We start from the raw sequence: 25612 nt of genomic DNA, 5'->3' as shown, positions 1-25612 counted from the left end.
AATACGCAAGGGCAGCAGCGCCCGTCACCGCCGCACGTACCGGTGCTCCGGCCGCCCCGCAGCCCCGTACCGCAACTGCATCGCCACGGTGCCGTCCGCCGTGAGCTGCGCCAGGTACCGCTGCGCCGTCGCCCGCGAGACCCCGATCGCCGCAGCCACCTCGGCGGCGGACCGTTCCTCACCGGCGACCAGCTGCTCGAGCACCAGCGCCGCGGTGGCCGCCCGGGACGGTGACGCCCCACCGCTGTCGCCGGCGTGCAGGATCCGGAACGCCCGCTCGACGGCCTCTTGATCGAGGGTCGACCGCTCGTCGAGCACGTTCCGTGACCGCGCGTACGCCTGCAGTCGTTCGGCCAGCACCCCGGCCGTGAACGGCTTGATCAGGTAGGCGAGTGCCCCGCTCCGCATCGCCCGGCGAACGGTGCCCGAGTCCGAGGCGGCGCTCAACACGAAGGTGTCGGTGTCGATCGACCGCAGCAGGTCGAGCCCGCTGCCGTCGGGCAGGTACACGTCGACGAGCACCAGGTCCACGGTCCCGCTCGACAGCGCGGAGCGGGCGGCCGCGAGGGTCCCGACGGGCTCGAGCGCCCGGAACCCCGGTACCTCGTCGACCTGCCGCCGGTGCAGGTCGGCGACGTGGAAGTCGTCGTCGACCACCAGCACGGTGAACACGGAACTCACGACACCACTCCTTCCAGTCGGGCGCAGAAGACCGCGCCGTGGTCGGCACCGCCGGGGGAGGCGAGCCACACGTCACCACCGTGCCGCCGGGCGATCTCCCGCGACAACGGCAGCCCGATCCCGAGCCCGTGCACCTGCGAGACGTCCTCCGACGCAGGAGCAGCCGCAGGGCCGCGCACGAACAGCGAGTCCGCGGCATCGTCCGGCACCCCCGGCCCGGAGTCCATCACCGACAGGTGCAGGGTCGCGCCGTCGTCGAGCACCTCGACCTCCACCCACGGGGATCCGCCGTCGCGCGTTCGCTCATCGCTGCCGAGCGCCGCCGAGACCGCGTTGTCGACCAGGTTGCCGAGGACGGTCGTCACGTCGCCCGGGTCGGTGATCGTCCCCTGCACGAGCGTCTCCGCCCCGATCCGCAGCAGCACGCCCCGCTCGGCGGCCTCGACCCCCTTCGCCCCGAGGAACGCCTGCAGGTACGGCTCGGTCAACCGGTCGGCGTGCTGCACCGGGTAGCGCAGCGGTCCGCGCTCCTGCACGTCCGCCAGGTACGCGCGCGCCCGGGTGGTCTCGCCGATGTCGAGCAGCCCCGAGATCGCGTGCAGCCGGTTCGCGAACTCGTGGCGCTGCGCGCGGAGCGCCGTGCTCATCGCCCCGACGGCGTCGAGTCGCCGGGTCAGGGCCTCGACGTCGGTACGGTCGCGCAGGACGGCGACCCGGCCCAGGTCGCGTCCGTCGCGGAACACTGTGCGGACGTCGACGAGCAGCACCCGGTGCCCGGCGACGATCGTGGCGCTCGCCGGAGCCGCGGTGGTCACGTCCAGCATCGACCTGAGCGGCGCGGGCAGGTCGAGGGAGGCCACCGGACGGCCGACCGGATCGGCCAGCCCGAGCAGTCGCACGGCTTCGGGGTTGCAGACGGTGACGACCCCCGACGGGCCGATCGCGATGACGCCCTCACCGACGCCGCCGAGCACGGCCTGCTGGTTCTGCACGAGCGTCACGAGCTCCTCCGGCTGCAGCCCGAGTGTCAGCCGCACCAGTCGCCGCCGGATCAGCACCGAGGCGATCACCGCGAGCAGGACCGCCGCCAGGCCGGCACCGATCACCGGCATGCTGTCCTCGACCAGGGTGTCGTAGACGCGTGCCCGGTTGAACCCGACGCTCACCTCGCCGACGACGGCGGACTGCCGGGAGGCCCGGCTCGTCTCCGCCCCGCCGGCCGCGGGCGCGGAGACGGGCACCTTCGCCCGCGCCGACTCACCGAGCGTGCCGCGCGCCCAGGACACGGTTTCGCGGCCCGCGAGTGCGGCGTCGGGGGAGGTGCTCACCATCTCGCCGATCCGGTCGGTGTCGGGGTGGGCCAGCCGGATGCCCCGGTCGTCGGTGACCACGACGAAGAGTGCCCCGGTCCGGCGCTGGGCTGCGAGTGCCGCCCGTTGGACGGGCCCGTCGGCGAGGGCCGCGGGGTCGAGGTCGGTGCCGTCGACGCTCAACCGGGCGACCGCGGCCCGGACGTCGGACTGCGCGGCGACGCTCTGTGCGATCGCCAGTGCGGTCCCCTCGGCAGCGCGCTCCAGCCGAGTGACCTCGATCCGGACGAACACGGCACTGGTCAGGGCGACGACGGCGACGACCACGGCGAGCTGCAGCACGAGCACCTCGGTGGCGAAGCGGAGCCTGGGGCGCCGTGAACGGTCGTCGGTCACGACCCCAGCGTACGGAGGGCGAGCCGGCCTGCCTGCGCACAATGCGCAGAAAGCGGTCAACGCGCGATGGTGCGCCAATGTGCAGAAGCGCGCCGCGCCTCCAGGCCGGGTCGTAGCGTGCCCGGACTGCCAGACACGGACGAAGGAGTCCTGATGCTCGTCATCCTCGGGTACGCGATGGTCCTGACCTTCATGGTCCTGATCATGACCAAGCGCATGTCACCCATGCTCGCGCTGATCATCGTGCCGACCGTGTTCGGACTGTTCGCGGGGGCGGGTCTGGGACTCGGCGACATGGTGACCGAGGCGATCGGCACGCTGGCACCGACGGCCGCGCTCCTGATGTTCGCGATCATGTACTTCGGGCTGATGATCGACGTCGGCCTGTTCGACCCGCTCGTCCGGTTCATCCTGCGGGTGACCGGCAACGACCCGGCGAAGATCGTGCTCGGGACGGCTCTGCTGGCCGGTGCGGTGTCGCTCGACGGGGACGGCTCGACGACGTTCATCGTGGTCACGGCGGCGATGCTGCCGATCTACCTGAAGCTCGGCATGAGCCCGGTCGTGATGACGTGCGTGGCGGGTCTGACGAACGGCACGCTCAACATCGTGCCGTGGGGCGGTCCCACCGCCCGTGCCGCCGCCGCGCTGAAGATCGACCCGACGGACATCTTCGTGCCCCTCGTGCCGTCGCTCGTGGTGGGGCTGCTGCTGTGCTTCACGTTCGCGTGGACGATGGGCCTGCGGGAGCGGAAGCGCCTCGGGCTGATCGAGTTCACCGAGGCCTCGCGGGGTGCGCGGGTGCCGGAACGGGCGAACGCCCGGGCGGGGTCGCGGGTGCTCGCGGCGGTGGGCGGGACCGGCGGCGGGATGTTCACGAGCCCCACGGTCGCGCTCGGACTGCGCGGCGGGAAGGCCGACGGTCGGCGTGCGGACGGCGAAGGTGTGGACGGTGCGGGTGCGGGGGACGAGGGCGGCACGGGGACCGGCACCATGGCCGAGACGATGCTCGACCCGAACCGTCCGACCCTGCGGCCGAAGCGGATCTGGTTCAACCTGGCGCTGACCGTCGCCGTGATGGTGGCGCTCGTGCTGGGCCTGCTGCCGCTGCACTTCGTGTTCATGATCGGCACGGCGATCGCCCTGCTCGTGAACTTCCCGCAGCTCAAGCAGCAGACCGCGCAGATCGTCGCGCACGCCCCGAGCATCGTCGGCGTCGTGTCGATGGTGTTCGCCGCCGGGGTGCTGATCGGGGTGCTCGACGGTACGGGGATGGTCGCGGCGATGGCCGACTGGCTCGTCGCGGTGATCCCGGACTCGATGGGCCCGTACCTGGCGGGCATCACCGGTGTGCTGAGCATGCCGCTGACGTTCTTCATGAGCAACGACGCGTTCTACTTCGGCATCCTGCCGGTGCTGTCCGAGAGCGCTTCGGCGTACGGGATCACCCCGGCCGAGATGGCGCGGGCCTCGGTCGTCGGGCAACCGGTGCACATGCAGAGCCCGCTGGTCCCCGCGATCCTGCTGCTGGTGTCGCTGGCCAACGTGAACCTCGGCGACCACCACCGGAAGGTGCTGTGGCGGGCCGCCGTGGTCGCGATGGCGATGCTCGTGGTGGCGATCGTCGTGCGGGTCATCCCGTTCGGGTGAACCGACCGCCGGTGCCGACCCGGCACGCGTCGGGCCGGGCCGGGCGCGACCGGCTCAGGCTGCGTCGAGCTCCCGCGTCAGGGCCGCGACGAAGTCGTCGATGTCCTGCTCCGAGGTGTCGTACGCGCACATCCACCGCACCTCGTTGCGGCTGGCGTCCCAGTCGTAGAACCGGAAGTGCTTCCGCAGCCGGTCGGCCACCCCGGCGGGCAGGGTCGCGAAGACGCCGTTCGCCTGGGTCTGCTGGCTGAAGCCGACACCCCGGATGCTGCCGTCGGCGATACCGGCCTCCAGCGCACCGCGCAGTCGGGCGGCCATGGCGTTGGCGTGCCCGGCGGAGCGCAGGTACAGGTCGTCGCTGAGCAGGGCGATGAGCTGGGCGGAGACGAACCGCATCTTCGACGAGAGCTGCATGTTCATCTTGCGCAGGTAGTGCAACCCCTCGGACGCCGAGGGGTTCAGCACGACGATCGCCTCGCCGTAGAGCATGCCGTTCTTCGTCCCGCCGAAGCTCAGCACGTCGACACCGGCGTCGGTGGTGAAGTCGCGCAGGGGCACCCCGAGGGACGCCGCGGCGTTCGAGATGCGGGCGCCGTCCATGTGCAGCTTCATGCCGAGGGAGTGGACGTGGTCGGCGATCGTCCGAACCTCGTCCACCGTGTACGCGGTGCCGAGCTCGGTGGTCTGCGTGATCGACGCGACGAGCGGCTGGGCGCGGTGCTCGTCGCCCCAGCCCCAGGCCTCGCGGTCGATGAGCTCGGGCGTCAGCTTGCCGTCGGGTGCCTCGACCGGCAGGAGCTTGATGCCGGCGACGCGCTCGGGCGCACCGGCTTCGTCGGTGTGGATGTGCGCGGTTGCGGTGCACACGACCGCTCCCCACCGCGGCAGCATCGACTGCAGCCCGACGACGTTCGCGCCGGTGCCGTTGAACACCGGGAACGCCTCGGCCTGCGACCCGAAGTGCTCGCGGATCACCTCGTTGAGACGTGCCGTGTACACGTCCTCGCCGTAGGCGATCTGGTGGCCGTCGTTGGCCGCGGCGATGGCGGCGAGGATCTCGGGGTGGACGCCGGCGTAGTTGTCCGAGGCGAAGCCCCGCAGGTCCAGGTCGTGCAGTCGGAGGGTCACGCGTTCATCCTAGGTTCGAGGGATCAGGCGCCGTGAGCGGGATGCGGGCGCCGTTGACGTCGGCCGGTGGGGTGTCCCAGAGCCGGACGACCTCGGTGCCGAGCCGCTCCTCGAGGCCGGACAGTGCACCGACGACGAACACGGCGGCCGCGGCGGTCTCCGGCGCCTCCTTCCGGAACCCCTGCGCGACGGCCCGGACCCAGGCGTCGGACGCGGCCTTCGCCGCCGCGTAGTTCGCGGCGCCGGCGGTGGGGGAGTCGACCGCGGTGGACGACACGAACGCGAGCCGTCCGGCAGGGGACGCCACCAGGTCGTCGTGGAAGACCCGGGTCGTGTTCCGCAGGGTCCGGAAGGCGCGGTCGAAGAAGTCCCAGTCCGCGTCGGACTGGCCGACGATGCTGCCGCCGCCGCGCCACCCGCCGACCAGGTGGACCAGCCCGTCGACGCGGCCGGCGTCCGCGTGGACGTCGTCGGCCAACGCGGTGACCGCACCGAGGTCCGACAGGTCGCACGTGCGCGTCGTGACGCCCGGGACGGACGCGCGCAGGGCCTCCAGGGCGTCGGGTCTGGTGCCGACCGCGACGACGGCCGCACCGGCGGCGGTGAGTGCGCGCGCGACGGCTGCGCCGCTGGCGCTGGTCGCACCGGCGATCAGCACCAGGCGACCGGCCACCGAGCCGTCGGTCACGCGGCGGCCTCGCCGACGAGCTCGGCGTCCGTGGTGCCGGTGATGCCGGCCGTGGACGCGATGACGGTCGCCATCTTCTTGTCGAGGGCCTCGTAGAACATCGACAGCGGGAACTCGTCGTCGAGCACCGCGTCGGTGTAGCCGCGCGGCGGTCCGGCGAGCGTCTCGTCGGGCAGGCCACGCGCCCACTTCGACGCCGGGTGCGGCGTGAGCGTGCGGGTCAGCATCTCGTACGCGGCCAGCCAGTGCGCCGACTTCGGCCGGTCGATCGAGCGCCGGTAGAGCTCGTTGATCTCGTCGCTCAGGGCGATGATCACGTCCGGCACCTCGGGCCAGTCGATCGTCAGCTGCGTGTCCGTCCAGTGCAGGACGCCGTGCTGGTGCATCCAGGCGAACAGCAGCTGGCCGCCGAGTCCGTCGTAGTTGCGGACGCGGCTGCCGGTGATCGCGAAGCGGAAGATGCGGTCGAAGACGACCGCGTACTGCACCAGGCGCGCGTGGTCGCGGATGGCGCGCTGCGCGTCCTGAAGGCCCGTGTCGGGTCCGGCGGACAGCTCGCGTTCCAGACGCACGGACTCCCGGAACGCGGTCAGGTCGCAGCGGAGCTCCTCGAGCGAGTAGAGGAAGAACGGCATCCGCTGCTTGATCATGAACGGGTCGAAGGGCAGGTCCCCGCGCATGTGCGAGCGGTCGTGGATGATGTCCCACATCACGAAGACCTGCTCGGTCAGCTGCTGGTCGTCGAGCATCGCAGCGGCCTCGGCCGGCAGCTCGAGCTTGGTGACGTCGGCGGCGGCACGGACGACCCGGCGGTAGCGGGCGGCCTCGCGGTCCTGGAAGATCGCGCCCCACGTGAAGGCGGGGATCGAGCGCATCGCGACGGTCTCGGGGAACAGCACCGCCGAGTTCGTGTCGTACCCCGGGGTGAAGTCGACGAAGCGCAGCGCGACGAACAGGGCGTTGCCGTGGCGGCCGGCCTCGAGCTCGGCGATGAACTCCGGCCAGATGACCTCGACCAGGACCGCCTCGACGAAGCGCGAGGTGCTGCCGTTCTGGGTGACCATCGGGAACACGACCAGGTGGCCGAGCCCGTCGACGCGGTGCTGCTGCGGCTGGAACGCGGTGAGGGAGTCGAGGAAGTCGGGGACCCCGAAGCCCTGCTCCTGCCAGCGTGCGAAGTCGAGCTGCAGCACCTGCAGGAACGCGGCGTCGTGCGGGAAGTGCGGTGCCAGCTCGGCGACGGCCGGCACGATCACCGCGACGTGACCGGCGGCAGCGGCGTGGTCGGACGGTTCGGGGACGGAGCCGTCCCGCGTCTGCAGGGCCTGCAGGGCGACGACTGCACGCTTGAGCCGGAGCCAGGCGGGGTGGGCGGCGATCTCGCGCACGGACAGGTGGTCCTCGACGACCTCGGGCTCTCCGACGATGGCGTCCTGCGAGATCTTCTGGGCGAACTGGGACATGTCGAACCTCCCGTCATCGGGGTCGCCCGCGGATCTGCGGACGAGTGGTGCGCGTTACCGGATCGTCTCGAGCCTAGGGAAGTTCGGGGGACGCAAAGTTGCCCATCTGCGGTGGAATCGTGCGTCGTCGTGGTGCTCGCGCGGGGATCCGACTGCTGCGCGCATGGAACCGTCGCCGGTCGTGCGTGGGTGGTCAGCGTGGTCGGAGTCCGCGGTGCTGGCTGGTTCACCCGGAGCTGTTGTCTCCACGGGCCTCCGAGTCGATGCGCTCACGCTTGGTGACGGCATCGATCGCTTCGCTCACCGTCGAGTCCGGATGCGTCTCACGCCAACTCCGCACCTTTGCCGGGTCTGGTGCGCACCCCGGGGGAATCGGGGTACTCCCGACGATGCTCGGAGCGAAGGCGGCGTACGTGATCGTCGCGAGCGCGGCCAAACACGCGTAGAGCAGATCGAGCGAGAGCCAGGCGCCGACCGTCGACACGATCCCGAAGAGGACGATGAAGGCCGGCGCCCGACGCCTCATCGGAAGCACCCTCGCTTCACTGCCGCGATGCCGAGGAGCTCAGCCCCCAGCGCAGCCGCAGCCCCGCCGAGGGCCCGGATCTTCTCCCAGCTGAAGGACGCGCCCCACATGATCCGGACTGCCTTCGTGACGCCGCCGAGCGAGTTGATCAAACGTTTGATCTTCAAGATCTTCGCGACGGGGAATGCCGTTGAGGCGATCACGAGCGCGATCGCTCCCGTGCACTCGAGGATGCTCGCACGAGCCGCTCGCTGGACCACCGGGCTGCCAGCTGCCCATTCCTCGTACGCGGTCTGGCCCTGGAGCAGGACGGCTTCCGGAACGCTCTCGATCAGCGCCAGCCCGCGCTCGACGTCGGCGGCCTGGAGGTCGAGATCCTCGACGATCGTGGCGACGGACGCCGCGGGTGCTCCTGTGGCGGCGTGCGCTGGTGGGGCGGCGAAGATCGGCGCGCACAATCCAGCTGTCAGCAGCCCGACGGCTGCGATCTTGCTCGTGGAGACGGTGAACGACGTCATTGGGTTTCCCTCCTGATCGGCGTCCCTCGCCGATTGAGGACAAACTTGCCGCTATCCGGTGAAATGTGCAACCCCAGATCTTGCGGTCGCGCGCGCCACTGTCGACACGTTCGTCCCGTAGGGCGCACACGCCGACGGGAGGCGCAGTGCGGGCCCGCACCGCGCCTCCCGTCCGTCGGACCCGACCTGTCGCAGCGCCGTCGGATTACGGGAGTACCTCGTTGAGGAGGAGCGCGACGCCGATCGCTGCGACGCAGACCAGGAACGCGGCCGGTGCCGGTTTGCTCTTCGGGTACACCATGCCCGCGAAGCCCGCGGCACCCAGGCCGGCTGCTCCGGCTGCGACCGAGAGTGGCCATCCGGCGACGACGAGCACCACGCAGGCGACACCGAGCAAGACCGCGCACGCTGCGAGCCCCGTGCTGAGCCCGCGGCGGAGACGAGCGTGTGCTGCTGGCTCCGGAGAGACCGCTCCGGGAGTCACAGGTGATCTTCCGATGGATTTACGAGACAACGCCATCTCCTCGTGTAGTCGCGATTTGCGGCCGAGTCAGCAGACTACTGATGTCCCATATGTTCCGTGCGGCGTTTGTATTTCTACCGGAGAAGCACCTGCAATGGACGCGCATGTACGTGCCGCGTTCTTCCCGGCCCCGTTCGTGGTGTTCCACGCCACCGTGAGTCGCTGTGACGGGAGCCTGCGAGAGCGGGCCTGAAGCCGCTGCGGCGCACTCCAGCTCGGAGGGGCCGCGGGGTCGGTACGGTGGTCGCCATGGCCCGATTCACGCCCCCAGCCGCTGACGCGATGCGCGCCCGGCTCCTGCTCGCTGCGCGGGACGAGTTCGCCGCGGTCGGACTGGCCGCCGGCAGGGTCGAGCGGATCGGTGCCGCAGCGTCGAGCAACAAGGCGCAGGTCTTCCACTACTTCGGCAGCAAGGAGGGCCTGTTCGACGCCCTCGTCGCGGAGACCATGACCGAGACGTTCGCCGACGCCCCGCTCGACACCGCCGACCTGGCCACCTGGGCCGGCCGGGTGCACGACTCGTACGTCCGTCGCCCCTGGGCCCAGCGGCTCACGACCTGGCACCGACTCGAGCGCGCAGACGTCCCGCTCGAGTCCGTCGCGACGAGCTACGCCGAGGCGGTGGCTGAGGTCGAGCACGCCCAGCGCGCCGGGGTCCTGCCGCGGGCGTTCCGTCCGGCGGTGCTCCTCGGGCTCGTCCTGCACACCGCCGCGTTCTGGAGCGCGACCGCTCCGGAGTACGAGCCGCTGGTGCAGGCTGTGACGTCGCCGCGGCGTCGCCAGGTCGTGGTGGACGCGGTCACGGCGCTGCTCGGCGGGAAGTCCTGACCGAGGGGGCCGCGGGGACCAGCGTGAGCGCGCTCGGACCGAGCGCGCGGGACGGAGCCGCACCGGGCCTCCTGGCCGTCCCTCAGTCGGCTGCGCCGGCGGCGACCCGCAGCGTCCGCTCCGCGTCGTCGAGGTAGTCGGCGAGCAGCGCCGAGGCGGCGTCCTGGTCGCCACCGCGCAACGCGGACACGATCGCGTCGTTGCGTTCGACGAAGTCGGCGTGGAACGAGGCCGGGTCCGCGGTGGTCAGGAAGGCGAGCCGCATCTCGGCGAGCAGGCCGTCCATCAGGGCGTGGATCCGCTCGCTCGGCACCGCCCGCACGAGCTCGGCGTGGAAGCGGATGTCGGCGGTGCCGACCGCGCCCCAGTCGCCCGCGGACGCTGCTGCCCGGGCGTCGGCGACCGCTGCGGCGGCCTCGGCGAGTGCCGGTGCGTCGGGGGTGCAGGCGCGCACGGCTGCCTCTTCGAGCACCCGCCGAGCCGCGTAGAGATCGGTGACGTCGGCGGCGGAGAGCCGGCGGACGAACACCCCGCGGTTGAACACGTGCTCGACCAGACGGTCGCGGGCGAGCAGCCGGAAGGCCTCGCGCAGGGTGTTCCGCGAGACCCCGAGCTGGTCGCTCAACCGCTCCTCGGACAGCTGCGCCCCGGGGGAGAACCCACCCGACGCGATCATGGTGCGCAACCGCGTGGCCGTGGAGTCAGCGCCGCCGACGGTTCGGGTCATGGCACCGATCCTGGCACGGGTGGCGTTTGTGAAGGGCGTGTTACAGAGCTGAACCGGCTCTTGCGATTGTTGAACAATGCGGTCCAGACTGTCCCGCATGTTCGTCCTCATCGGCGTCGCCGTCGTCATCGTCGGCTTCGCGTTGCGCATCAATGCGCTCCTCGTCGTCACGGTCGCGGGCATCGTGACCGCGGCCATCGGCGGGATCGGTCCCGTCGGCATCCTCGACGCGTTCGGCAACGGGTTCGCCTCGAGCCGGTCCGTCACGACCTTCGCGCTCGTCCTGCCCGTCATCGGCCTGATCGAGCGCTACGGCCTGCAGGACCAGGCGAAGCGCCTGATCGCGAAGCTCGACAAGCTGACGACGGGTCGTCTGCTCGCCGGCTACCTGGTGATCCGGCAGGTCACCGCTGCGGTCGGTCTGACCAGCATCGGTGGCCCGGCGCAGACCGTGCGCCCGCTGGTCTACCCGATGGCCGAGGGCGCGGCGACCAAGAAGTACGGGCGGATCGACGACCGCATGCGCGAGAAGATCAAGGGCTACTCGGCGTCATCTGACACCGTCGGCGTGTTCTTCGGCGAGGACGTCTTCGTCGCCGTCGGCTCGATCCTGCTCATCACGACGTTCGTCGACTCGACCTACGGGCTGTCGCTCGAACCGATCGACCTGGCCCTGTGGGCGATCCCGACGGGCATCGCGGCACTCATCGTGCACGGCGGACGCCTGCTGCTGTTCGACCGCCGACTCGACAAGATGGCGGCGGACGCCCGTGCCGATGCCCCGACCCTGGGGGCAGCAGCGTGATCACCAGCGAATGGCTCTACTGGCTCATCGGCGCGTTCTTCATCGCCGTCGCCGTCCTGATCGTCACCGACACCGCGCACGCGAAGCGCCTGGGCAACGCGGCGTTCTGGGGCATCCTCGGGCTGTCGTTCTTCTACGGCACCTTCGTCGCCGCCGGCACCGTGCCGGCCTGGACGCTCGGGATCGCCGTCCTCGTGATGGTCGCGCTCGCCGGACTCGGCTTCACCGGGACGACGAGCCGCACCCGGGTCGCGAGCATCCCCGGCGCCGGCACGGGTGCCGAGACCGGCCCCGCCGAGCCCACCGGCGTGACGCAGAAGATCACGGACGCCGGCAGCGGCAGCACGAGTGTGCTCGCCACCACCAGCCCCGACGAGCGCGCCGCGTTCGCGACGAAGTACGGCAACCGGCTCTTCATCCCGGCCCTCGTGGTGCCGGTGGTCGCCGTGCTGGTCGCGACGCTCGGGCCGCTCGTCTCGTTCGGTGGCGAACCGCTCCTCGCCGAGGGCAGTGCGACCCTGACCGGCCTGGGCATCGGTTCGGTGCTCGCCGTGGTCGTGGCGGTGTTCGTCCTGCGCCCGCCGAAGATCGCCACCCCGATCCGCGAGGGCGGTCGCCTGCTGCAGGCGATCGGCTGGGCGGCGCTGCTGCCGCAGATGCTCTCGACGCTCGGCATCGTCTTCACCCAGGCGGGGGTCGGTGACGCCGTCGGCACCATCATCAAGTCGGTCCTGCCCGACGGCTCGCTGCTCGCCGCCGTGGTCATCTACTGCCTCGGCATGGCCCTGTTCACGATCATCATGGGCAACGCCTTCGCCGCCTTCCCGATCATGACGGCCGCGATCGGCTGGCCCGTCCTGGTGCAGGGCTTCGACGGCAACCCCGCCGCGATCTTCGCGATCGGCATGCTCGCCGGCTTCTGCGGCACGCTCGTCACCCCGATGGCCGCGAACTTCAACCTGGTGCCGGCTGCCCTGCTCGAGATGCGGGACAAGTACGGCCCGATCAAGGCGCAGATCCCGACCGCCGCCATCCTGCTCGTCGTCAACATGGGAGTCATGTACCTTGTCGCATTCTGATGCCGCCCCGATCGACCTGACCCGGGCCGCCTGGGCCGACCGCTTCGCGGCCGTCGCCGCGGACAACACGACCCGCGAGTACCCGTACGCCGCGCACCACGCGACGTCCGGACCGGACGACCGGGCCCTGCCCGTCGAGCTCCACCCCGCCTTCGCCACGTCGTACGACTGGCACTCGTCCGTGCACATGCACTGGCTCGCGGCACGCCTGGTCGCGCACGGCCTGCCCACCGACCTGGAGGCCCGGCTCACCTCGATCCTGCAGGCGCACCTCACGACGGACCACCTCGCGACCGAGGCCGCCTACCTGCGTGAGACACCGCACTACGAGCGCCCCTACGGCTGGGCCTGGCTCGCGCGGCTCGCCGCAGAGGTCTCGGCATCCGAGGCGCCCGCCGTCCGGGCACTGGCACCGGGGTTCGCACCCGTCGTCGACGTCCTCGAAGACCTGGTCGTCCGGTGGATCGACGGCGCCGCGCACCCCGTCCGGCACGGCGTGCACTCGAACTCCGCGTTCGGGCTGCTGCTCGTGCTCGAGGCCGCCCGGTCGCTCGACCGTCCGGCCCTGGCGGCAGCGGTCGAGGGGGCTGCGAAGGACTGGTTCGGCGCGGACGCCGGGTGGCCGTTCGCCTGGGAGCGGAGCGGGCACGACTTCCTGTCCGCGGGCCTCGCCGAAGCCGACCTGATGCGTGCGGTGCTGCCCGCCCCGGAGTTCGCCGCGTGGGCGCGCGGCTTCTTCGCCGCGGTGCAGCCGGGTGACGCGATCCTGCGGTCGACGGTGGTCCGGGACGAGAACGACCCGCAGCAGGTGCACCTGTTCGGGCTCGACCTGTCGCGGGCGGGATCGGCCCGGCGCATCGCAGACGCACTCCGCGCCGGTGGTCCGGACGACTCCGGCACCGGCATCGCCGACCTGCTCGACGACGCGGCCGACCGGCTGCTGGCCTCGGGGCTCGCGGCGAGCGTGGGCGAGGAGTACTACTCCACCCACTGGCTGGCGAGCTTCGCCTGGGACGCCATGGAGGCCCGGGAGCACGCCGCTCGCTGACCGTCTTCGGGAGCGCTGATCGTCTGCGGACACGTCGAGGATCCGGAGGTAGCTTCGGGGCCATGAGCGATCCGAAGGACGACGAGACCCTCGACGACTTCCGCGAGGCGCAGGAGACCGACTACGAGCCGGAGCCGACGGTGCTCGACCCCGACGACCTGCCGGTGGTCGACGATGCGGACGACGAACTGCTCCCCGACGACGACCGACCGGTGCCGCTCGACACCGACGACGACGCGATCTGAGAGATCGCGCCGTCGTCGTGCCGCGGCACCGGCGTCAGCGTCAGCGCCGACGCCGACGCCGACGCCGACGCCGACGTCAGCTTCGGTGTCGGCGTCTGCTCAGTCGAGCGGGAGAGTCCGCGCGAAGGTGCGGGTGACCGGCGTCGCGGCCAGGAACGGCGCCATCGCCGGAGCACCCTCCGGCGTCGCACGCCAGGCCACGTAGGTGTCGTGGTCCTCGGCGGTCGTCCACGACTCGACGACGACCATGCGCGCCGGGTCCTCGTCGTCGACCAGGACCTCGAGCGACTCCAGGCCGTGGAACGACGCGGTCTGTTCGAGCGTCTCGCGGATCGCACCCTGGAGTGCGTCTTCGGGGGCGTCGCTCTGGAACTGGACCTCGAGCAGGACGGTCATCGACATGGGGAACCTTTCGTCAGCGGTGTCCAAGCCAACCCCTGACCCCCTGCGCTTGTTCCGGGTCGGTCAGCCGAGGATGCGGAACCGGAGCGGATCGCCCGGACGGAGCTGCGCAGCGAGGTCGATCGACGACGGTGTCAGGACCGCGACGACCGGGTAACCGCCGGTCACCGGGTGGTCGGCGAGGAACAGCACGGGGAAGCCCTCGGGTGGCACCTGCAGTGACCCGGTCTCGACGCCCTCGCTCGGCAGCTCGTGTGCCACGGAGCGGGCGAGCGGCGTCGCGGCCGTGGTGCGGACCCCCACCCGGTCGCTGTCCGCACTGACGGAGAAGTCCTGGCCGGTCAGGGTCGTGCGCCACTCCGGGGTGAACCAGTCGTCGCGCGGTCCGGGCACCACGTCGAGCACGATCGGTTCGTCCGGCCACCGCGGCTCGGGCTGCGGCACCGCGTCGACGATCGGCCACGACACCCGGGCGTCACCGACGGGCAGGACGTCACCGGCCGACAGCGGCGGCGGACCGAGGCGCGCGAGGGAGTCCCACGAGCGGCTGCCGAGCACCGGGTCGACCGCGAAGCCCCCGAGGACCGCGACGTAGGCGCGCAAGCCCACGGTCGCGGTGCCGATCCGGAGCGTGTCGCCCGGGGCCAGCAGCAGCACCTCGTGCGAGGCGGCACCGCGGACCGATCCGTCCGCCCGCTCGACCTCGACGGGGCAGGCCGCGCCGGTGGTGGCCGCGACCACGTACGCGTCGGCGCGGAGCGTGACGGAGCCGAGCAGGGCCTCCAGGACGGCCGCGTCGGGACGGTTGCCGACCAGTCGGTTGGCGAGTGCCGCGGAGCCACGGTCGGCGGCTCCGGCCGCGCCGAGGCCCATGTCGCTGAAGCCCGGGCGCCCGAGGTCCTGCGTGGTCGCGCCGTAGCCGACCTGCACGACGGTCAGCGCGGTCATGCCGCACCCGCCACGACGAAGCGGACGAGCGTGCCGGCGGGCGCGAGCGCCGGGGGCGTGCGCTCGAGCGACCACATCGGCACGTCGGTGCGGCCGATGAGCTGCCAGCCGCCGGGCGATGTCCGCGGGTAGACGGCGCTGAACTCGCCGGCCACCGCGACGGCCCCGCTCGGGACGGCCGTGCGGGCGGTGCTGCGGCGGGGCAGGTCGAGCGGTCGATCGCTGCCGGTGAGGTAGCTGAAGCCGGGGGCGAAGCCGCAGAACGCGCTCGTCCAGAGCTGCCCGGTGTGCCACGCCACGAGCTCGTCGTGTCGCATGCCGGTCAGTTCGGTGACGGTGTCGAGGTCCTCGCCGTCGTAGGTGACGGGGATGACGAGTGGCTCGGTGTCGTGCGCTTCGAGCGCAGCACTGACCGGGACGACCTGCGTGAGTTCCGTGCGGAGCCGCCCGGCGTCCGTCGCGGTCGGGTCGAACCGGAGCAGCAGTGTCCGGGCGCCGGAGACGACCTCGGTCAGCCCCGGCAGGGTGGCCTGTGCGAGCCCGGCGCGGAAGGCGACGACGTCGGCGAGGGACCCGAACGTGGCGAGGAGTGCGGTGCCGCCAGCGGAGCGGACCTCCGGGCCAGTCACGGCGCGAACGGCGCGATCGTCACGCCGTGCTCGGTCAGGAGCGCTCGGATGGCACGGGCCATCGCGACCGCGTCCGGGGAGTCGCCGTGCACGCAGACCGAGTCGGCACGCACGGCGATCTCGGACCCGTCGACGGCGGTCGCGACCCCGTCGGTGACCATGCGGAGCACCCGGGCTGCGACCTCGTCCGGGTCGTGCAGCACCGACCCCGGCTGCTTCCGTGACACCAGCGAGCCGTCGGGTTCGTAGGCACGGTCGGCGAAGGACTCGCTCACCGCGCGGAGCCCGTGCCGCTCGGCCGCCAGCAGCAGTTCCGACCCGGGCAGCGCGAGCACGGCGAGCGACGGGTCGACGTCGGCCACGGCACGGACGACGGCCTCGGCCTGCACCGGGTCGGCGCAGGCGGTGTTGTACAGGGCGCCGTGCGGCTTGGCGTAGGTGACGGCCGTGCCGGCGACGTGCGCGGTGGCGGCCATCGCACCGAGCTGGTGGACGACGTCGGCGTACAGCTCGTCGGGGGTGACGTGCACGGGCCGGCGGCCGAACCCGATCAGGTCGCGGTAGGCCACGTGCGCGCCGATCGCCACACCACGCTCGGCGGCGGCGCGGGCGGTGGCGAGCATGATCGTCGGGTCGCCGGCGTGGAACCCGCAGGCGACGTTCGCGCTCGAGACGACGTCGAGCATCGCGGCGTCGTCGCCCATGGCCCAGGCGCCGAAGCCCTCGCCCAGGTCACTGTTCAGATCGATCGTCGTCACGGGTGCTCCCTGTCGTCGCGGGTTGTTGAACAATCTACCGATCACCCCGGTCCCTGTCATCCGCTTCCCCCGGTCGGACGGCGGTTTCCGAGGTGCGCCACGTACTGTCCGAGTCCTCAGTACCACCGGCGGCAGTGCTGCCGGATCGATCTCTGCACTGGAGCAGCTCATGACCGACAGTGACAACACGCACGACGCCCCGAAGAACGACTCCGAGGGCACCGAGAAGCCGGGCGGCCTCGGCGACGACAACACCATCCCGAACAACCCCGACGGCCTCGCCGCGGGGCACACGGGTGACGACTCGCACTTCAACCCGGAAGAGGACGGCGAGCACTAGCGGCTCCTTTCCGGCCTGCGGGTCGATGCAGAACGACACCGTCGTTGTCTTCCGACAGCGGCGGTGTCGTTCTGCGTCGGCACGCATCCGCACGCGTCCGCACGCATCCGTCCGCCCCGACGAAACAAACAGCGCAAAACCTTCCGGCACGAGGTTTCCGGTGCTACAGTCCCGATCACCTAGCAGCACTAGGGATTCAGCGGGCGCCGAAGCCCCCTGTGACTCAAGGAGGAGTCATGTCGACACCGACGTCGAAGGAAGAACCCACGCGGGGCATCGCCGGGACCGCGTCCCCAGCGGTCACCGCAGCCGCCGGCGCCACCGCCACGGACGCCGCGGCGTCCCGAGCGTTCTCGGTCGAGGGCATCACGCAGTCCGTCAGCACCGTCCGGGTGGGTCGGGGGTACCTCTGGGGCCTCAGCTTCGCCCAGTTCGGCCTGTTCGTCGCCCTGCTCACCCCGGTCTTCGTGAGCATGTCGATCAAGGCGACGGAGCTGAACCCGACGAGCCCCGAGACCGTCGTCGGTTCGGTCCTGCCGTTCGGAGCGCTCGGCGCCCTGTTCGCCAACCCCCTGTTCGGCGCGCTCTCCGACCGCACCCGCACGCGGTGGGGCCGTCGCCGCCCCTGGATGGTCGGCGGTGTCGTCGTCTTCGTCGGTTCCCTCGCCTGGCTCGCGTTCTCGCCCGACGTGCTGCAGCTCACCCTGGCCTGGGTGCTGGCGCAGGTCTCCGCCAACGCCGTCCTGTCCACGCTGACGGCGAGCTTCGCCGACAACGTTCCGGAGTTCCAGCGCGGCAAGGCCTCGAGCGTCATCGCCCTGGCGCAGAACATCGCGATCCTGGCCGGGCTCTACCTGGCCGTGTACCTGGTCGGCAACCTGCCGGTCCTGTTCATCGCACCGGGCGTCCTGGCGATCGTCGCGGTCCTCGTGTACTCGTTCGTCGCCCGTGACGACCTGCCGACGACGCCGGTCAAACCCTTCAGCTGGGTCAACCTGATCAGCTCGTTCTGGACGAACCCGATCAAGCACCGCGACTTCGGGCTCGCCTGGTGGGGCCGATTCCTCATCACCTTCGGCACGTTCATGTTCACGACGTACCGACTCCTCTACATGCAGGACCACATCGGGCTCCCGCAGGGCGAAGCGGTCGGGGTCGTCGCGTTCGGCGTGCTGCTGTACACGATCGCCCTGCTCGTCAGTGCGGCCGTCTCCGGCTGGGTGTCCGACCGGATCCAGCGTCGCAAGGTCTTCGTCTGGGGTTCGACGGCCATGACCGCCGTCGGCCTGGTGATCCTGGCCCACGTCGACAGCGTCGGCGGGTTCTACTTCGCCGAGATCGTCCTCGGTTTCGCCTTCGGCATCTACGCCGCCATCGACACCGCCCTGGTCGTCGACGTGCTGCCCGACCCGGAGCGCCCCGGCAAGGACCTCGGCGTCATCAACATCGCGAACGCCCTGCCGCAGTCACTCGCCCCCGCCGTCGGTCTGTTCCTGCTCGGTATCGGTGGCGGCCAGAACTACACGCTCATGCTCTGGGGTGCCGGCGTCGCCGTCATCCTCGGCGCCCTCGTGATCCTGCCCATCAAGTCGGTCCGCTGACCGACGCGACCGCCTGGAGGCGCGACCCGCGTCCGCGACGCACGCCGCGCCTCCAGGCGGTCACCTGCACCGCACGTGGCCGCTTCAGCGGGCGCCGTGCTGACGCAGTGCGACGACGACCTCGTCGAGGAAGTCGTCGACCTGCCCCTGGTCGTACCCCTCGCGGAACTTCGTCGGCCGGAACCGCTTGTCCGCCACCTCTCGTGCGAGCATGTCCTCCCCCTTCTGCTGGCGCCTCTCGTGGCCCCGCCATGGTGTCACGGGCGGGTTGCCGGGGGTCAGAGCTGCGGTGAGCGCCTGCCGAACAGCGCGTCGAGGAACCGCGAGAACCGCGACTCCGGCTCGTGGGGCGTCTCGATCGAGCGGGTCGGTGAGCGGAACGCCAGGTCGTGCAGCATGTTCCGCTTCGACCCGTCCCAGTTCGCGAACAGGTAGGTCCCGCCGATGAAGGACATGCTCCGGACCGGGGTGCGCTTCCACGAGTCGGCAGCCACGTAGTAGCCCGCGTGGCCGGCGCGGATGTGCTGGATCACGGTGTCCACGTCGATGACACCGGTCGGTGTCACGACGGCGGTGATGCCCGTGCGGTCGCGGGCGACGTACTCGATGAGGTGTTCGGTCACGATGGAACTCTTCGTCACGGTGGTGAGACGCCACGGCAGGGAGCGTGGCGAAGGGGATTCGGAACCGCCGTTGCTTCCGTTTCCAGAGTACGTCCGCGATGGGCGTGCCGTCCCCGGATGTCCGCCGTTCGCAGGCGGATGAGCGTTCAGCGGATGGGGGTCCGGTCGGCCCAGTCCACGATGCGTTCGATCGTGTCGTCGAAGTCCCGCGTGCCGGGTCGGTTGAGGAACGCGTGACGGCTGTCCGGCAGGACGTGTCGTTCGACCTCGATGCCCGCGGCCGCGAGCTCGTCCGCGAAGCGCTCGCCCGAGGCGCGCATCACGTCCCGCTCGGCGTCGATCAGCAGGGTGCGGGGGAATCCGTCGAGGTCGGCGGACGCCGGGTAGACCGCAGTGGGGCGGCCGCCCGCGTACGCCCGGTTGCTCAGGTCGAGCAGCAGCGGCGCGTGCGTGAGCCGCCGGTGCCCTCGGACGAGTCGCTGCACCGCCCGGTCACGGGGGAGCCGGGCGTGGAAGAAGCCGTAGGTCAGCACGAGGCCGGCCAGCGGCGGGGCGGTCGCGACCGCGGACGCCGCCAGGCACGCCCCGGCGCTCGCCCCACCGAGCAACAGGCCGGCGGACGGCGCCTCGTCGTGCAGGTGGCGGAGCACGGCGACGATCTCGTCCCGCGCGTGCGGTGCCCGTCGTCGCCCACGTGATCCACCCCGGCCGAGCCAGGGCAGTCCGGGCAGCGGTCCGAGGCGGTAGTCGACCGTCACGACCGGCAGCCCGCGCTCGGCGAGTGCGCGTGCGACGGCGTCGGACTCCGGCAGGTCGAGGTCGCCCCGGAAGAACCCGCCGCCGTGCACCCAGACCAGGGTCGGGGGTCCCACGCTGGCGCTCTGGTTCAACGGTCGGTACCGCCGGACGGGGACCGGTCCGTGTGGGCCGTCGATCCGTTCATCGGCGACCTCGATCGTGTCCTGCTGCTTCCCCCGCATGGGAGCAGTGTCGCAGGACGCTGGTGGGAGTCAGGCTCGCGGCGCTTGAACAGGCATGCTTTCGGAGCGTCGCGAGGGACACGGCCCGGTAACGATGCGGGCGACCGCCCGGCCGCGCAGGCAGCGTGGAGGCATGCGCCTGACGAGAGCCGCCCTGATCCTGACCACTGCGACCCTGGCCGCGCTGCTGACGGGGTGTTCCAGCGCGGACGGAGCGGACGGCGGTGCGGCGACCCCGACCGTGACCGAGACCGTCACTGCCCCGCCCTCCGACGCCGCGAGCGCGTCGACCCCGACGCCGACGCCGACGCCGACGCCCACCCCCACCCCGACGTGTGGCCCGTCGAGCGGTGCCGCGGCTGCGGCCGATGGCATCGCGGCCCTGCCGCTGCCCGCCGGCCTCGAGGATGCGAAGTGGGACGCCGCGAACGCCGACTACTCCGGCTACGACGCCTGCGCGCCACTGTCCTGGTCCGTGGTCGCGCCCGAGTTCGGCACGGCAGGATCCCCGTACGCGATCCTGCTGTTCCACGAAGGCCGGTACCTCGGCACGGCCACTGCCCAGCAGTACGCCTTCGAGCCGACCGTCGAACGACAGAGCGACTCGGCCGTCACGGTGACCTACCGGTTCGCAAAGGCCGGCGAGCCGAACGCAGCGCCCTCGGGCCGCACCACGGCCACCTTCACCTGGAACGACGAGACCGGCCGCGTCGAGATGACGGGGGACACCCCGCCCGCTCAGTGACGGTCGACCGGCGCGGAACCCACGCCGAGCTCCCGCTGCAGCGTGCGGAGGACCCGTACGAGGGTGTCGAGCTTGTCCGGTCCGGCCTCGAACCCACGTCCGAGGGCAGACCGCGGCTGCACGACCACGTCATCACCGTCGGTCGTGCTGATCCAGACGCCGAAGTCGGCATGCTGGCCGCGGGACTCCCTCGTCGCGATGGAGAACCGTCGGATGCGCGCCCACGGAAGGTCGAACACCGGCGCATCCCGTGACGGTGCCCACGCGTGCAGGCCGAACTCGTCGACGGTCCAGACCTCGGGGCGGGGCTTCGGGAAGTCGTCGGAGGTGCGCAGGCCGGACGTCAGCACGGGCAGGTGGAACCGGGGTGCCCGGCCCGCTCCGATCCGTGCGAGCGTTCGGCGGTCGCCTCGCCCGGCGGACAGCGTCGACACGGCCAGCAGCACCCCGAACCCCGCGACCACGATCGGCCACAGCACGAACGACCCCTGTGTCCGGGCGCTGTCGATGCCGCGCAGGAAGTCCGGGAACGCGAACTCGGCGACGAGCGCGGCGAGCCCCACCGCCGTGGTGACGACCGCCGCGAGCAGCACCGGCCCCCGCTTCGGCATCTCCCCGTCGCGCAGCCGTTGCACCCACCGTTCCCCGGAGTACTCCACCGTGCCATCCTGCCCGTCGCGGCCACCGATCGTCCGCGAGCGCGACATGCTGTTCCCATGCAGTCCGTCCGTGCCGCCGCACCCGGTGTCGCCCTCGCCGTGGCGATCGGCATCGTCGCCACCCTCGTCGGCCGGGTCGTCCCGGTCGTCGGCGGCCCCGTCCCCGCCGTCCTGATCGGTGCCGTCGTGGGGTGGCTCGTCCGGCGTCGCACCGTTGGCACACTCGCCGCGCTGGCTCCCGGCGTGAAGTTCTCGTCCAGCCGGGTCCTGCAGTTCGCCGTGGTCCTGCTCGGCGCGCAGCTGTCCATCGGCGAGGTCCTGCGCATCGGCGGTGAGACCCTGCCGGTGATGCTCGCGACGCTCGTCGTCTGCCTGGCGGCCGCGTGGGGGATCGGCAGACTGCTCCGGGTCTCGGGCGCACTCCGCACCCTGATCGGCGTCGGGACCGGCATCTGCGGCGCCTCGGCGATCGCCGCCGTGACACCCGTCATCGGCGCGGTCAGTGCGGACGTCGCCTACGCCATGTCGACGATCTTCCTCTGCAACATCGCGGCCGTCTTCGCCTTCCCGCTGCTCGGGCACGCCCTGGGCCTCAGCCAGCACGCCTTCGGCGTCTTCGCGGGCACCGCCGTGAACGACACGTCGTCCGTCGTCGCCACCGCGACCGTCTACGGCCGCCAGGCGACCGACACCGCGGTCGTCGTGAAGCTGGTGCGCACCCTGATGATCATCCCGATCGTCATCGGGCTGGCCGGACTGGAGGCCCGCCGCGCCTCCCGCGAGCAGCTCGCCCCCGCCTCGGGGCCGGGTCGCGGGTTCCGTGTGTTCCGGTTGGTGCCGTGGTTCCTGATCGGGTTCCTCGTGGTGGTGCTGCTCCGGACGGTCGGGGTCCTGCCCGCGTCCGTGGCGCCGGGGTTCGCGACGGCCGCCTCGTTCCTCATCACGGTGGCGCTCGCCGCGATCGGCTGCTCGACGGACTTCGCCGCGCTCCGCCGTGCCGGGTTCCGGCCGATGCTGCTCGGCATCGCGCTCTGGGTCCTGGTGGCGGGGACGAGCCTGGGCATGCAGGCGGCCTTCGGGCTGCTTTAGGGGTTGCCGGCACCGGACCTATCGTTTATCGTTGCATCGAAATTCGATGGTATCGATGATCGACAGGGGAAGCAGCCATGACCACGCCCGTCTACGAACCGCCCCGCGGGCGGAACTCCTACCTGGCCTACGTCGTCTCGTGCGCGATCGGCATCGCGATCGTCGTGTGGCGGTACGTCGACCTGCTCGTCCACTCGATCACCTCGGGCACGGTGGCGGTGCCGATCCGGATCCGTGAGACCAGTGCCGTCCCGCAGCCTCCGGGTGGTGCGACGGTGACGTCCGACCAGCTCGTGCTCCGGGCACCGATCGCCGACGTGCCGGGTGGTGCGATCGGGTACATCCGCGTCGGCGACGCCCTCGAGGTCCTGCTCGTCAGCGCCCTCATCGCCCTGGTGGCGGCGGTGGCCTGGAAGATCTCGCGCGGCGGACTCTTCGACCGCTCGACCACCCGGATCCTCGACTGGCTCGCCGGCGCGGTGCTGGCCGCCGGGTTCCTGCCGTCGTTCGTCCGTCGGATGGGGTGGAACTGGGTGGTGTCGGGCCTCGGCTGGGAGGGGTACCTGCCCACGCCGGTGGTGGACCACCAGTTTGTGCCCGTGTACCTCGGCCTGCTCGTCGTCGTCTGCTTCCGGTTCGCGCTCACCGCCTCGCAGCGGATGGTGCGGGACCAGGCCGGGCTGGTCTGATGCCCCCGGAACAGGAGGACGGCCACGCGGTCGTCTGTCACCTCGACGACCTGCTGGCCGAGCGGGGGATGACCCTGACCGAGCTCGCCGACCGCGTCGGCGTGACCGTCGTCAACCTCTCGGTGCTCAAGAACAACCGGGCACGCGCGATCCGGTTCTCCACCCTCACCCGACTGTGCGAGGTGCTCGGCTGCCAGCCGGGCGACGTCTTCTCGGTGCGTACGGACTGACGACGCCGAGGCCCGCCCGACGTGAGCTGATCTGCTCACTCTGGGCGGGCCTCCTGGCCGTACCTGCCGGGTCTGCCGGCGTCAGCCGCGCAGCGCCTCCGACAGCTTCACGCGACTGCCGGTGCGGAGCAGGGCGTTCTCGTAGACGCGGGCACCGATGACCACGACCGCGACGACCGAAGCGGCGACGATGACGAGCGACAGTATCGGCTCCCACCACTCGGCCGTCCCCAGGAAGATCCGCATGGGCATGCCGATCGGGGCGCTGAACGGCACGTACGACATGATGCCGAGGATCGTCGGGTTGTCGTACGCGACGATGATCAGGAAGTACGGGATCATCACGAGCATCATCACCGGGGTGGTGACGCTGCCGACGTCCTCCTGGCGTGACACCAGCACGGCCGCCGCGGCGAACAGCGACGCGAGGAGCACGAACCCGATCGCGAAGAAGCCGATGAACCACAGGATGCTCGGGCCGAGCATCGCGAACATGTTGTCCTGGCCGGTCACCGCCAACGTGACGATGGCGGCGACGGCCACCGCGACGATCTGGGCGAAGGCCATGATGCTGTTGCCGAGGACCTTGCCGGCGAGCAGCGCCCTGGCCGGGATCGCGGACATCAGGATCTCGACCACCCGCGTCGACTTCTCCTCGACGACGCTCTGCGCGATCGACTGGCCGAACGTCACCGCCGACGCGAAGTACACGACGCCGAACGCGATGGCGATGAGGTACACCAGCCCGCCCGGCAACGCGTCCGGGTCGAGCAGCTCGATGCGCGGGGTGACGCTCAACGCCGAGACGACCTCGGACGGTGCCTCGTCGAGCCCGACGACCTTGTAGCCGAGCGGGTCGTCCGACGGCACGATCGCCGCGTCGACGTCGCCCTTCGTCACGAGCCGTTCGGCGTCGTCGACCGACGCCGACTCCGTGACGTCGAGCCCGCTCGTGGTCGGCAGCGAGACGCCGTCGACGACCGCGACCGGGGTGGTGTCGTCGGCGGTGGCCTTGCTCACGATCCCGCCGACGACGATCGACGCGACGACCATGCCGATCAGGATGAGCGCCGAGACCACGAAGGCCTTGCTGCGGATGCGTGCCTGGATCTCACGTGCGGAGACGAGCCGCACGGCCTGCACGAAGGAGTTGTTCATCGGACGACCTCCCGGAAGACCTCGCTGAGCCGCGGCACCCGCGGCGAGAACGACCCGACGGTGCCGTGCTGGACGGCACGCTGCAGGACGCGCTGGGCGGTGGCGGCGTCGGCCTCGAAGACCGCGTACCCGCCGTCGAACTCCCGGACGGCCACACCCGGCTCGTCGCGGAGCCAGGCGACGTCCCCGTCGACCAGCAGCTCCCACGCGGCGGGCCCGGCCTGCTTGCGGAGCTCCTCCTGCGGACCGGCGGCGCGGATCGTGCCACCGGCGATGACGACGACGTCGTCGCAGAGCCGCTCGACCACGTCGAGCTGGTGGCTCGAGAACAGCACCGGGACGCCCCGGGCCGCGGTCTCGCGCAGGACACCGAGCACGGTGTCGACGGCCATCGGGTCGAGGCCCGAGAACGGCTCGTCGAGCACGAGCACCTCGGGGTCGTGTGCCAGCGCCGCGGCGATCTGCACCCGCTGCTGGTTGCCGAGCGAGAGCTTCTCGACGGGGTCGCCGGCGTGTGCGGTGAGTTCGAGGCGTTCGAGCAGCTCGCCGGTGCGGGTCGTCGCGGCGCGCTTGTCGACGCCGTGCAACCGGGCCAGGTAGGTGATCTGCTCGGCTACCGGCATCTTCGGGTACAGGCCGCGTTCCTCGGGCATGTAGCCGAAGCGGCGGCGGTCGGCGGGACGGACCGCGGTGCCGTCGATCGAGACCGTGCCCGCGTCGGCCTGGAGCACGCCGAGCATGATGCGCATGGTGGTGGTCTTGCCGGCACCGTTGCCGCCGACGAAGCCGGTGAGGCGGCCGCTGCCGACCGTGAACCCCACGTCGTCGAGCACCCGGCGGTCGCCGAAGTGCTTGGTCACCCCTTCGATGGTGAGCATGTCGTTCCCCTTCGTCGCGACGCTGGTCGTCGCTGCGTCCGACGCTATTGGCCGGGAGGCACGCCCCGCCTCCGCCGCCAGGCGGGACTTGGGTGGGTGGTCGGCTCCACCGCGTGGGGGAGGAGCGCGCGTCGGCCCGGCGGGCCGGGTGCGCGCTGGGTCGGGTCGGTGCGCGCTTGTTCGGCTCGTGCGGGTTTGGTCTTTCGGTGCGTCGTTGTGGCGGCGCACGGTGCGGTCAGGGGCGCACGGGCTGAACGAAGGCGCACGG

At 71.4% G+C, this 25612-nt stretch carries 30 protein-coding genes and 1 pseudogene; 12 read left to right on the top strand and 19 right to left on the bottom strand.

All coding sequences use genetic code 11. The features are described 5' to 3' along the window. Positions 1-24 precede the first annotated feature (24 nt). Both DEJ21_RS07890 and DEJ21_RS07885 read right to left on the bottom strand, forming a co-directional pair. Entirely contained in the window at positions 25-681 is a 657-nt protein-coding gene (locus tag DEJ21_RS07890) for a response regulator (RefSeq protein ID WP_111224239.1), read from the bottom strand. Next, positions 678-2387: a sensor histidine kinase gene (locus tag DEJ21_RS07885; RefSeq protein WP_111224238.1), complete on the bottom strand. Its 1710-nt coding sequence runs from the start codon at positions 2385-2387 to the stop codon at positions 678-680. The genes DEJ21_RS07890 and DEJ21_RS07885 overlap by 4 nt, the downstream gene beginning before the upstream one ends. Before the next feature lie 153 nt (positions 2388-2540). Between DEJ21_RS07885 and DEJ21_RS07880 the strand changes: the two genes are divergently transcribed. Next, a complete protein-coding gene (locus DEJ21_RS07880; RefSeq protein WP_111104392.1) occupies positions 2541-4037 on the top strand; it encodes a CitMHS family transporter in 1497 nt (498 codons plus the stop codon). A gap of 54 nt (positions 4038-4091) precedes the next feature. On the opposite strand, the gene DEJ21_RS07875 is transcribed toward DEJ21_RS07880, so the two are convergent. From DEJ21_RS07875 to DEJ21_RS07850, 6 genes are all read right to left on the bottom strand, one after another. After that, complete coding sequence (locus tag DEJ21_RS07875; RefSeq protein ID WP_111224237.1) at positions 4092-5165, bottom strand: low specificity L-threonine aldolase; 1074 nt, start codon at positions 5163-5165, stop codon at positions 4092-4094. Between the two features lie 4 nt (positions 5166-5169). Next, positions 5170-5853 (bottom strand): SDR family NAD(P)-dependent oxidoreductase, encoded by a 684-nt coding sequence (locus DEJ21_RS07870; protein ID WP_111224236.1) that lies wholly within the window; start codon positions 5851-5853, stop codon positions 5170-5172. Further along, the gene (locus DEJ21_RS07865; protein ID WP_111224235.1) at positions 5850-7316 is read right to left on the bottom strand and encodes a DUF6421 family protein; all 1467 of its coding nucleotides are present in this window, start codon (positions 7314-7316) and stop codon (positions 5850-5852) included. Before DEJ21_RS07865 ends, DEJ21_RS07870 begins: the two co-directional genes overlap by 4 nt. Positions 7317-7542: 226 nt before the next feature. Then, the gene (locus DEJ21_RS18175) at positions 7543-7842 is read right to left on the bottom strand and encodes a hypothetical protein (protein WP_111224234.1); all 300 of its coding nucleotides are present in this window, start codon (positions 7840-7842) and stop codon (positions 7543-7545) included. Then, positions 7839-8360 (bottom strand): hypothetical protein, encoded by a 522-nt coding sequence (locus DEJ21_RS07855; protein ID WP_111224233.1) that lies wholly within the window; start codon positions 8358-8360, stop codon positions 7839-7841. Before DEJ21_RS07855 ends, DEJ21_RS18175 begins: the two co-directional genes overlap by 4 nt. Before the next feature lie 205 nt (positions 8361-8565). Beyond that, complete coding sequence (locus tag DEJ21_RS07850) at positions 8566-8757, bottom strand: hypothetical protein (protein WP_111224232.1); 192 nt, start codon at positions 8755-8757, stop codon at positions 8566-8568. Positions 8758-9132: 375 nt separating this feature from the next. Between DEJ21_RS07850 and DEJ21_RS07845 the strand changes: the two genes are divergently transcribed. Further along, positions 9133-9711, top strand: a complete 579-nt coding sequence (locus tag DEJ21_RS07845; RefSeq protein ID WP_111224231.1) for a TetR family transcriptional regulator — start codon at positions 9133-9135, stop codon at positions 9709-9711. An 82-nt stretch (positions 9712-9793) separates the two neighbouring features. Here DEJ21_RS07845 and DEJ21_RS07840 read toward each other — a convergent pair whose 3' ends face one another. Further along, complete coding sequence (locus tag DEJ21_RS07840; protein ID WP_111024726.1) at positions 9794-10438, bottom strand: GntR family transcriptional regulator; 645 nt, start codon at positions 10436-10438, stop codon at positions 9794-9796. Positions 10439-10535: 97 nt separating this feature from the next. Here DEJ21_RS07840 and DEJ21_RS07835 point away from each other — a divergent pair, with 97 nt between their 5' ends. The 4 genes from DEJ21_RS07835 (at position 10536) to DEJ21_RS07820 (ending at position 13615) form a co-directional block, all read left to right on the top strand. Then, on the top strand, positions 10536-11243 hold the full coding sequence (locus tag DEJ21_RS07835) for a DUF969 domain-containing protein (protein WP_027465970.1): 708 nt from the start codon (positions 10536-10538) through the stop codon (positions 11241-11243). Beyond that, the gene (locus tag DEJ21_RS07830; protein WP_111030606.1) at positions 11240-12322 is read left to right on the top strand and encodes a DUF979 domain-containing protein; all 1083 of its coding nucleotides are present in this window, start codon (positions 11240-11242) and stop codon (positions 12320-12322) included. Before DEJ21_RS07835 ends, DEJ21_RS07830 begins: the two co-directional genes overlap by 4 nt. After that, positions 12309-13370 carry a DUF2891 domain-containing protein gene (locus DEJ21_RS07825; protein WP_258374943.1) on the top strand — a complete coding sequence of 354 codons (1062 nt, stop codon included), beginning with the start codon at positions 12309-12311 and terminating at the stop codon, positions 13368-13370. Before DEJ21_RS07830 ends, DEJ21_RS07825 begins: the two co-directional genes overlap by 14 nt. A gap of 62 nt (positions 13371-13432) precedes the next feature. Next, positions 13433-13615, top strand: coding sequence for a hypothetical protein (locus DEJ21_RS07820; protein ID WP_110860976.1), 183 nt, complete (start codon positions 13433-13435; stop codon positions 13613-13615). Between the two features lie 99 nt (positions 13616-13714). Here DEJ21_RS07820 and DEJ21_RS07815 read toward each other — a convergent pair whose 3' ends face one another. From DEJ21_RS07815 to DEJ21_RS07800, 4 genes are all read right to left on the bottom strand, one after another. Then, positions 13715-14017: a putative quinol monooxygenase gene (locus tag DEJ21_RS07815; protein WP_111024724.1), complete on the bottom strand. Its 303-nt coding sequence runs from the start codon at positions 14015-14017 to the stop codon at positions 13715-13717. Between the two features lie 63 nt (positions 14018-14080). Next, complete coding sequence (locus DEJ21_RS07810) at positions 14081-14965, bottom strand: biotin-dependent carboxyltransferase family protein (RefSeq protein WP_111224230.1); 885 nt, start codon at positions 14963-14965, stop codon at positions 14081-14083. After that, on the bottom strand, positions 14962-15594 hold the full coding sequence (locus DEJ21_RS07805) for an allophanate hydrolase subunit 1 (RefSeq protein WP_111224229.1): 633 nt from the start codon (positions 15592-15594) through the stop codon (positions 14962-14964). The genes DEJ21_RS07810 and DEJ21_RS07805 overlap by 4 nt, the downstream gene beginning before the upstream one ends. After that, positions 15591-16352 carry a LamB/YcsF family protein gene (locus DEJ21_RS07800; RefSeq protein WP_111224228.1) on the bottom strand — a complete coding sequence of 254 codons (762 nt, stop codon included), beginning with the start codon at positions 16350-16352 and terminating at the stop codon, positions 15591-15593. The genes DEJ21_RS07805 and DEJ21_RS07800 overlap by 4 nt, the downstream gene beginning before the upstream one ends. A 169-nt stretch (positions 16353-16521) precedes the next feature. On the opposite strand from DEJ21_RS07800, the gene DEJ21_RS18170 reads away from it, so the two are divergent. Beyond that, entirely contained in the window at positions 16522-16692 is a 171-nt protein-coding gene (locus DEJ21_RS18170; protein ID WP_164941189.1) for a hypothetical protein, read from the top strand. Positions 16693-16928: 236 nt separating this feature from the next. Next, the gene (locus DEJ21_RS07795) at positions 16929-18293 is read left to right on the top strand and encodes an MFS transporter (protein ID WP_111224227.1); all 1365 of its coding nucleotides are present in this window, start codon (positions 16929-16931) and stop codon (positions 18291-18293) included. 99 nt (positions 18294-18392) lie between these two features. Here the strand turns inward: DEJ21_RS07795 and DEJ21_RS07790 are convergent. The 3 genes and pseudogenes from DEJ21_RS07790 to DEJ21_RS07780 form a co-directional block, all read right to left on the bottom strand. Next, positions 18393-18506, bottom strand: a pseudogene (locus DEJ21_RS07790) (DivIVA domain-containing protein); the annotation flags it as partial. A 65-nt stretch (positions 18507-18571) separates the two neighbouring features. Further along, positions 18572-18916 carry a hypothetical protein gene (locus tag DEJ21_RS07785; protein WP_071405928.1) on the bottom strand — a complete coding sequence of 115 codons (345 nt, stop codon included), beginning with the start codon at positions 18914-18916 and terminating at the stop codon, positions 18572-18574. 146 nt (positions 18917-19062) lie between these two features. Continuing rightward, positions 19063-19896 carry an alpha/beta hydrolase gene (locus DEJ21_RS07780; RefSeq protein ID WP_111224225.1) on the bottom strand — a complete coding sequence of 278 codons (834 nt, stop codon included), beginning with the start codon at positions 19894-19896 and terminating at the stop codon, positions 19063-19065. A gap of 133 nt (positions 19897-20029) precedes the next feature. Here DEJ21_RS07780 and DEJ21_RS07775 point away from each other — a divergent pair, with 133 nt between their 5' ends. Further along, a complete protein-coding gene (locus tag DEJ21_RS07775) occupies positions 20030-20641 on the top strand; it encodes an LppP/LprE family lipoprotein (protein ID WP_111224224.1) in 612 nt (203 codons plus the stop codon). Here the strand turns inward: DEJ21_RS07775 and DEJ21_RS07770 are convergent. Further along, the gene (locus DEJ21_RS07770) at positions 20635-21300 is read right to left on the bottom strand and encodes a hypothetical protein (protein ID WP_146247722.1); all 666 of its coding nucleotides are present in this window, start codon (positions 21298-21300) and stop codon (positions 20635-20637) included. The genes DEJ21_RS07775 and DEJ21_RS07770 overlap by 7 nt on opposite strands. 57 nt (positions 21301-21357) lie before the next feature. Between DEJ21_RS07770 and DEJ21_RS07765 the strand changes: the two genes are divergently transcribed. The 3 genes from DEJ21_RS07765 to DEJ21_RS07755 all read left to right on the top strand — a co-directional run bounded on the left by DEJ21_RS07765 (position 21358) and on the right by DEJ21_RS07755 (position 23308). Further along, entirely contained in the window at positions 21358-22389 is a 1032-nt protein-coding gene (locus tag DEJ21_RS07765) for a YeiH family protein (RefSeq protein ID WP_111224222.1), read from the top strand. Positions 22390-22466: 77 nt separating this feature from the next. Next, positions 22467-23078, top strand: a complete 612-nt coding sequence (locus tag DEJ21_RS07760) for a hypothetical protein (RefSeq protein ID WP_111224221.1) — start codon at positions 22467-22469, stop codon at positions 23076-23078. Further along, a complete protein-coding gene (locus DEJ21_RS07755; RefSeq protein ID WP_071245067.1) occupies positions 23078-23308 on the top strand; it encodes a helix-turn-helix transcriptional regulator in 231 nt (76 codons plus the stop codon). Before DEJ21_RS07760 ends, DEJ21_RS07755 begins: the two co-directional genes overlap by 1 nt. Positions 23309-23389: 81 nt before the next feature. On the opposite strand, the gene DEJ21_RS07750 is transcribed toward DEJ21_RS07755, so the two are convergent. Continuing rightward, positions 23390-24466 (bottom strand): ABC transporter permease, encoded by a 1077-nt coding sequence (locus DEJ21_RS07750; protein ID WP_111224220.1) that lies wholly within the window; start codon positions 24464-24466, stop codon positions 23390-23392. Beyond that, positions 24463-25344, bottom strand: coding sequence for an ABC transporter ATP-binding protein (locus tag DEJ21_RS07745; protein WP_071245065.1), 882 nt, complete (start codon positions 25342-25344; stop codon positions 24463-24465). The genes DEJ21_RS07750 and DEJ21_RS07745 overlap by 4 nt, the downstream gene beginning before the upstream one ends. Between the last annotated feature and the right edge of the window lie 268 nt (positions 25345-25612).

Origin of the sequence: Curtobacterium sp. MCSS17_006 (genome assembly GCF_003234215.1) — a bacterium.
GTDB lineage: Bacteria > Actinomycetota > Actinomycetes > Actinomycetales > Microbacteriaceae > Curtobacterium > Curtobacterium flaccumfaciens.
Note: the sequence above shows the minus strand (reverse complement) of the source record. Positions and strands in the feature narration are given on the sequence as shown.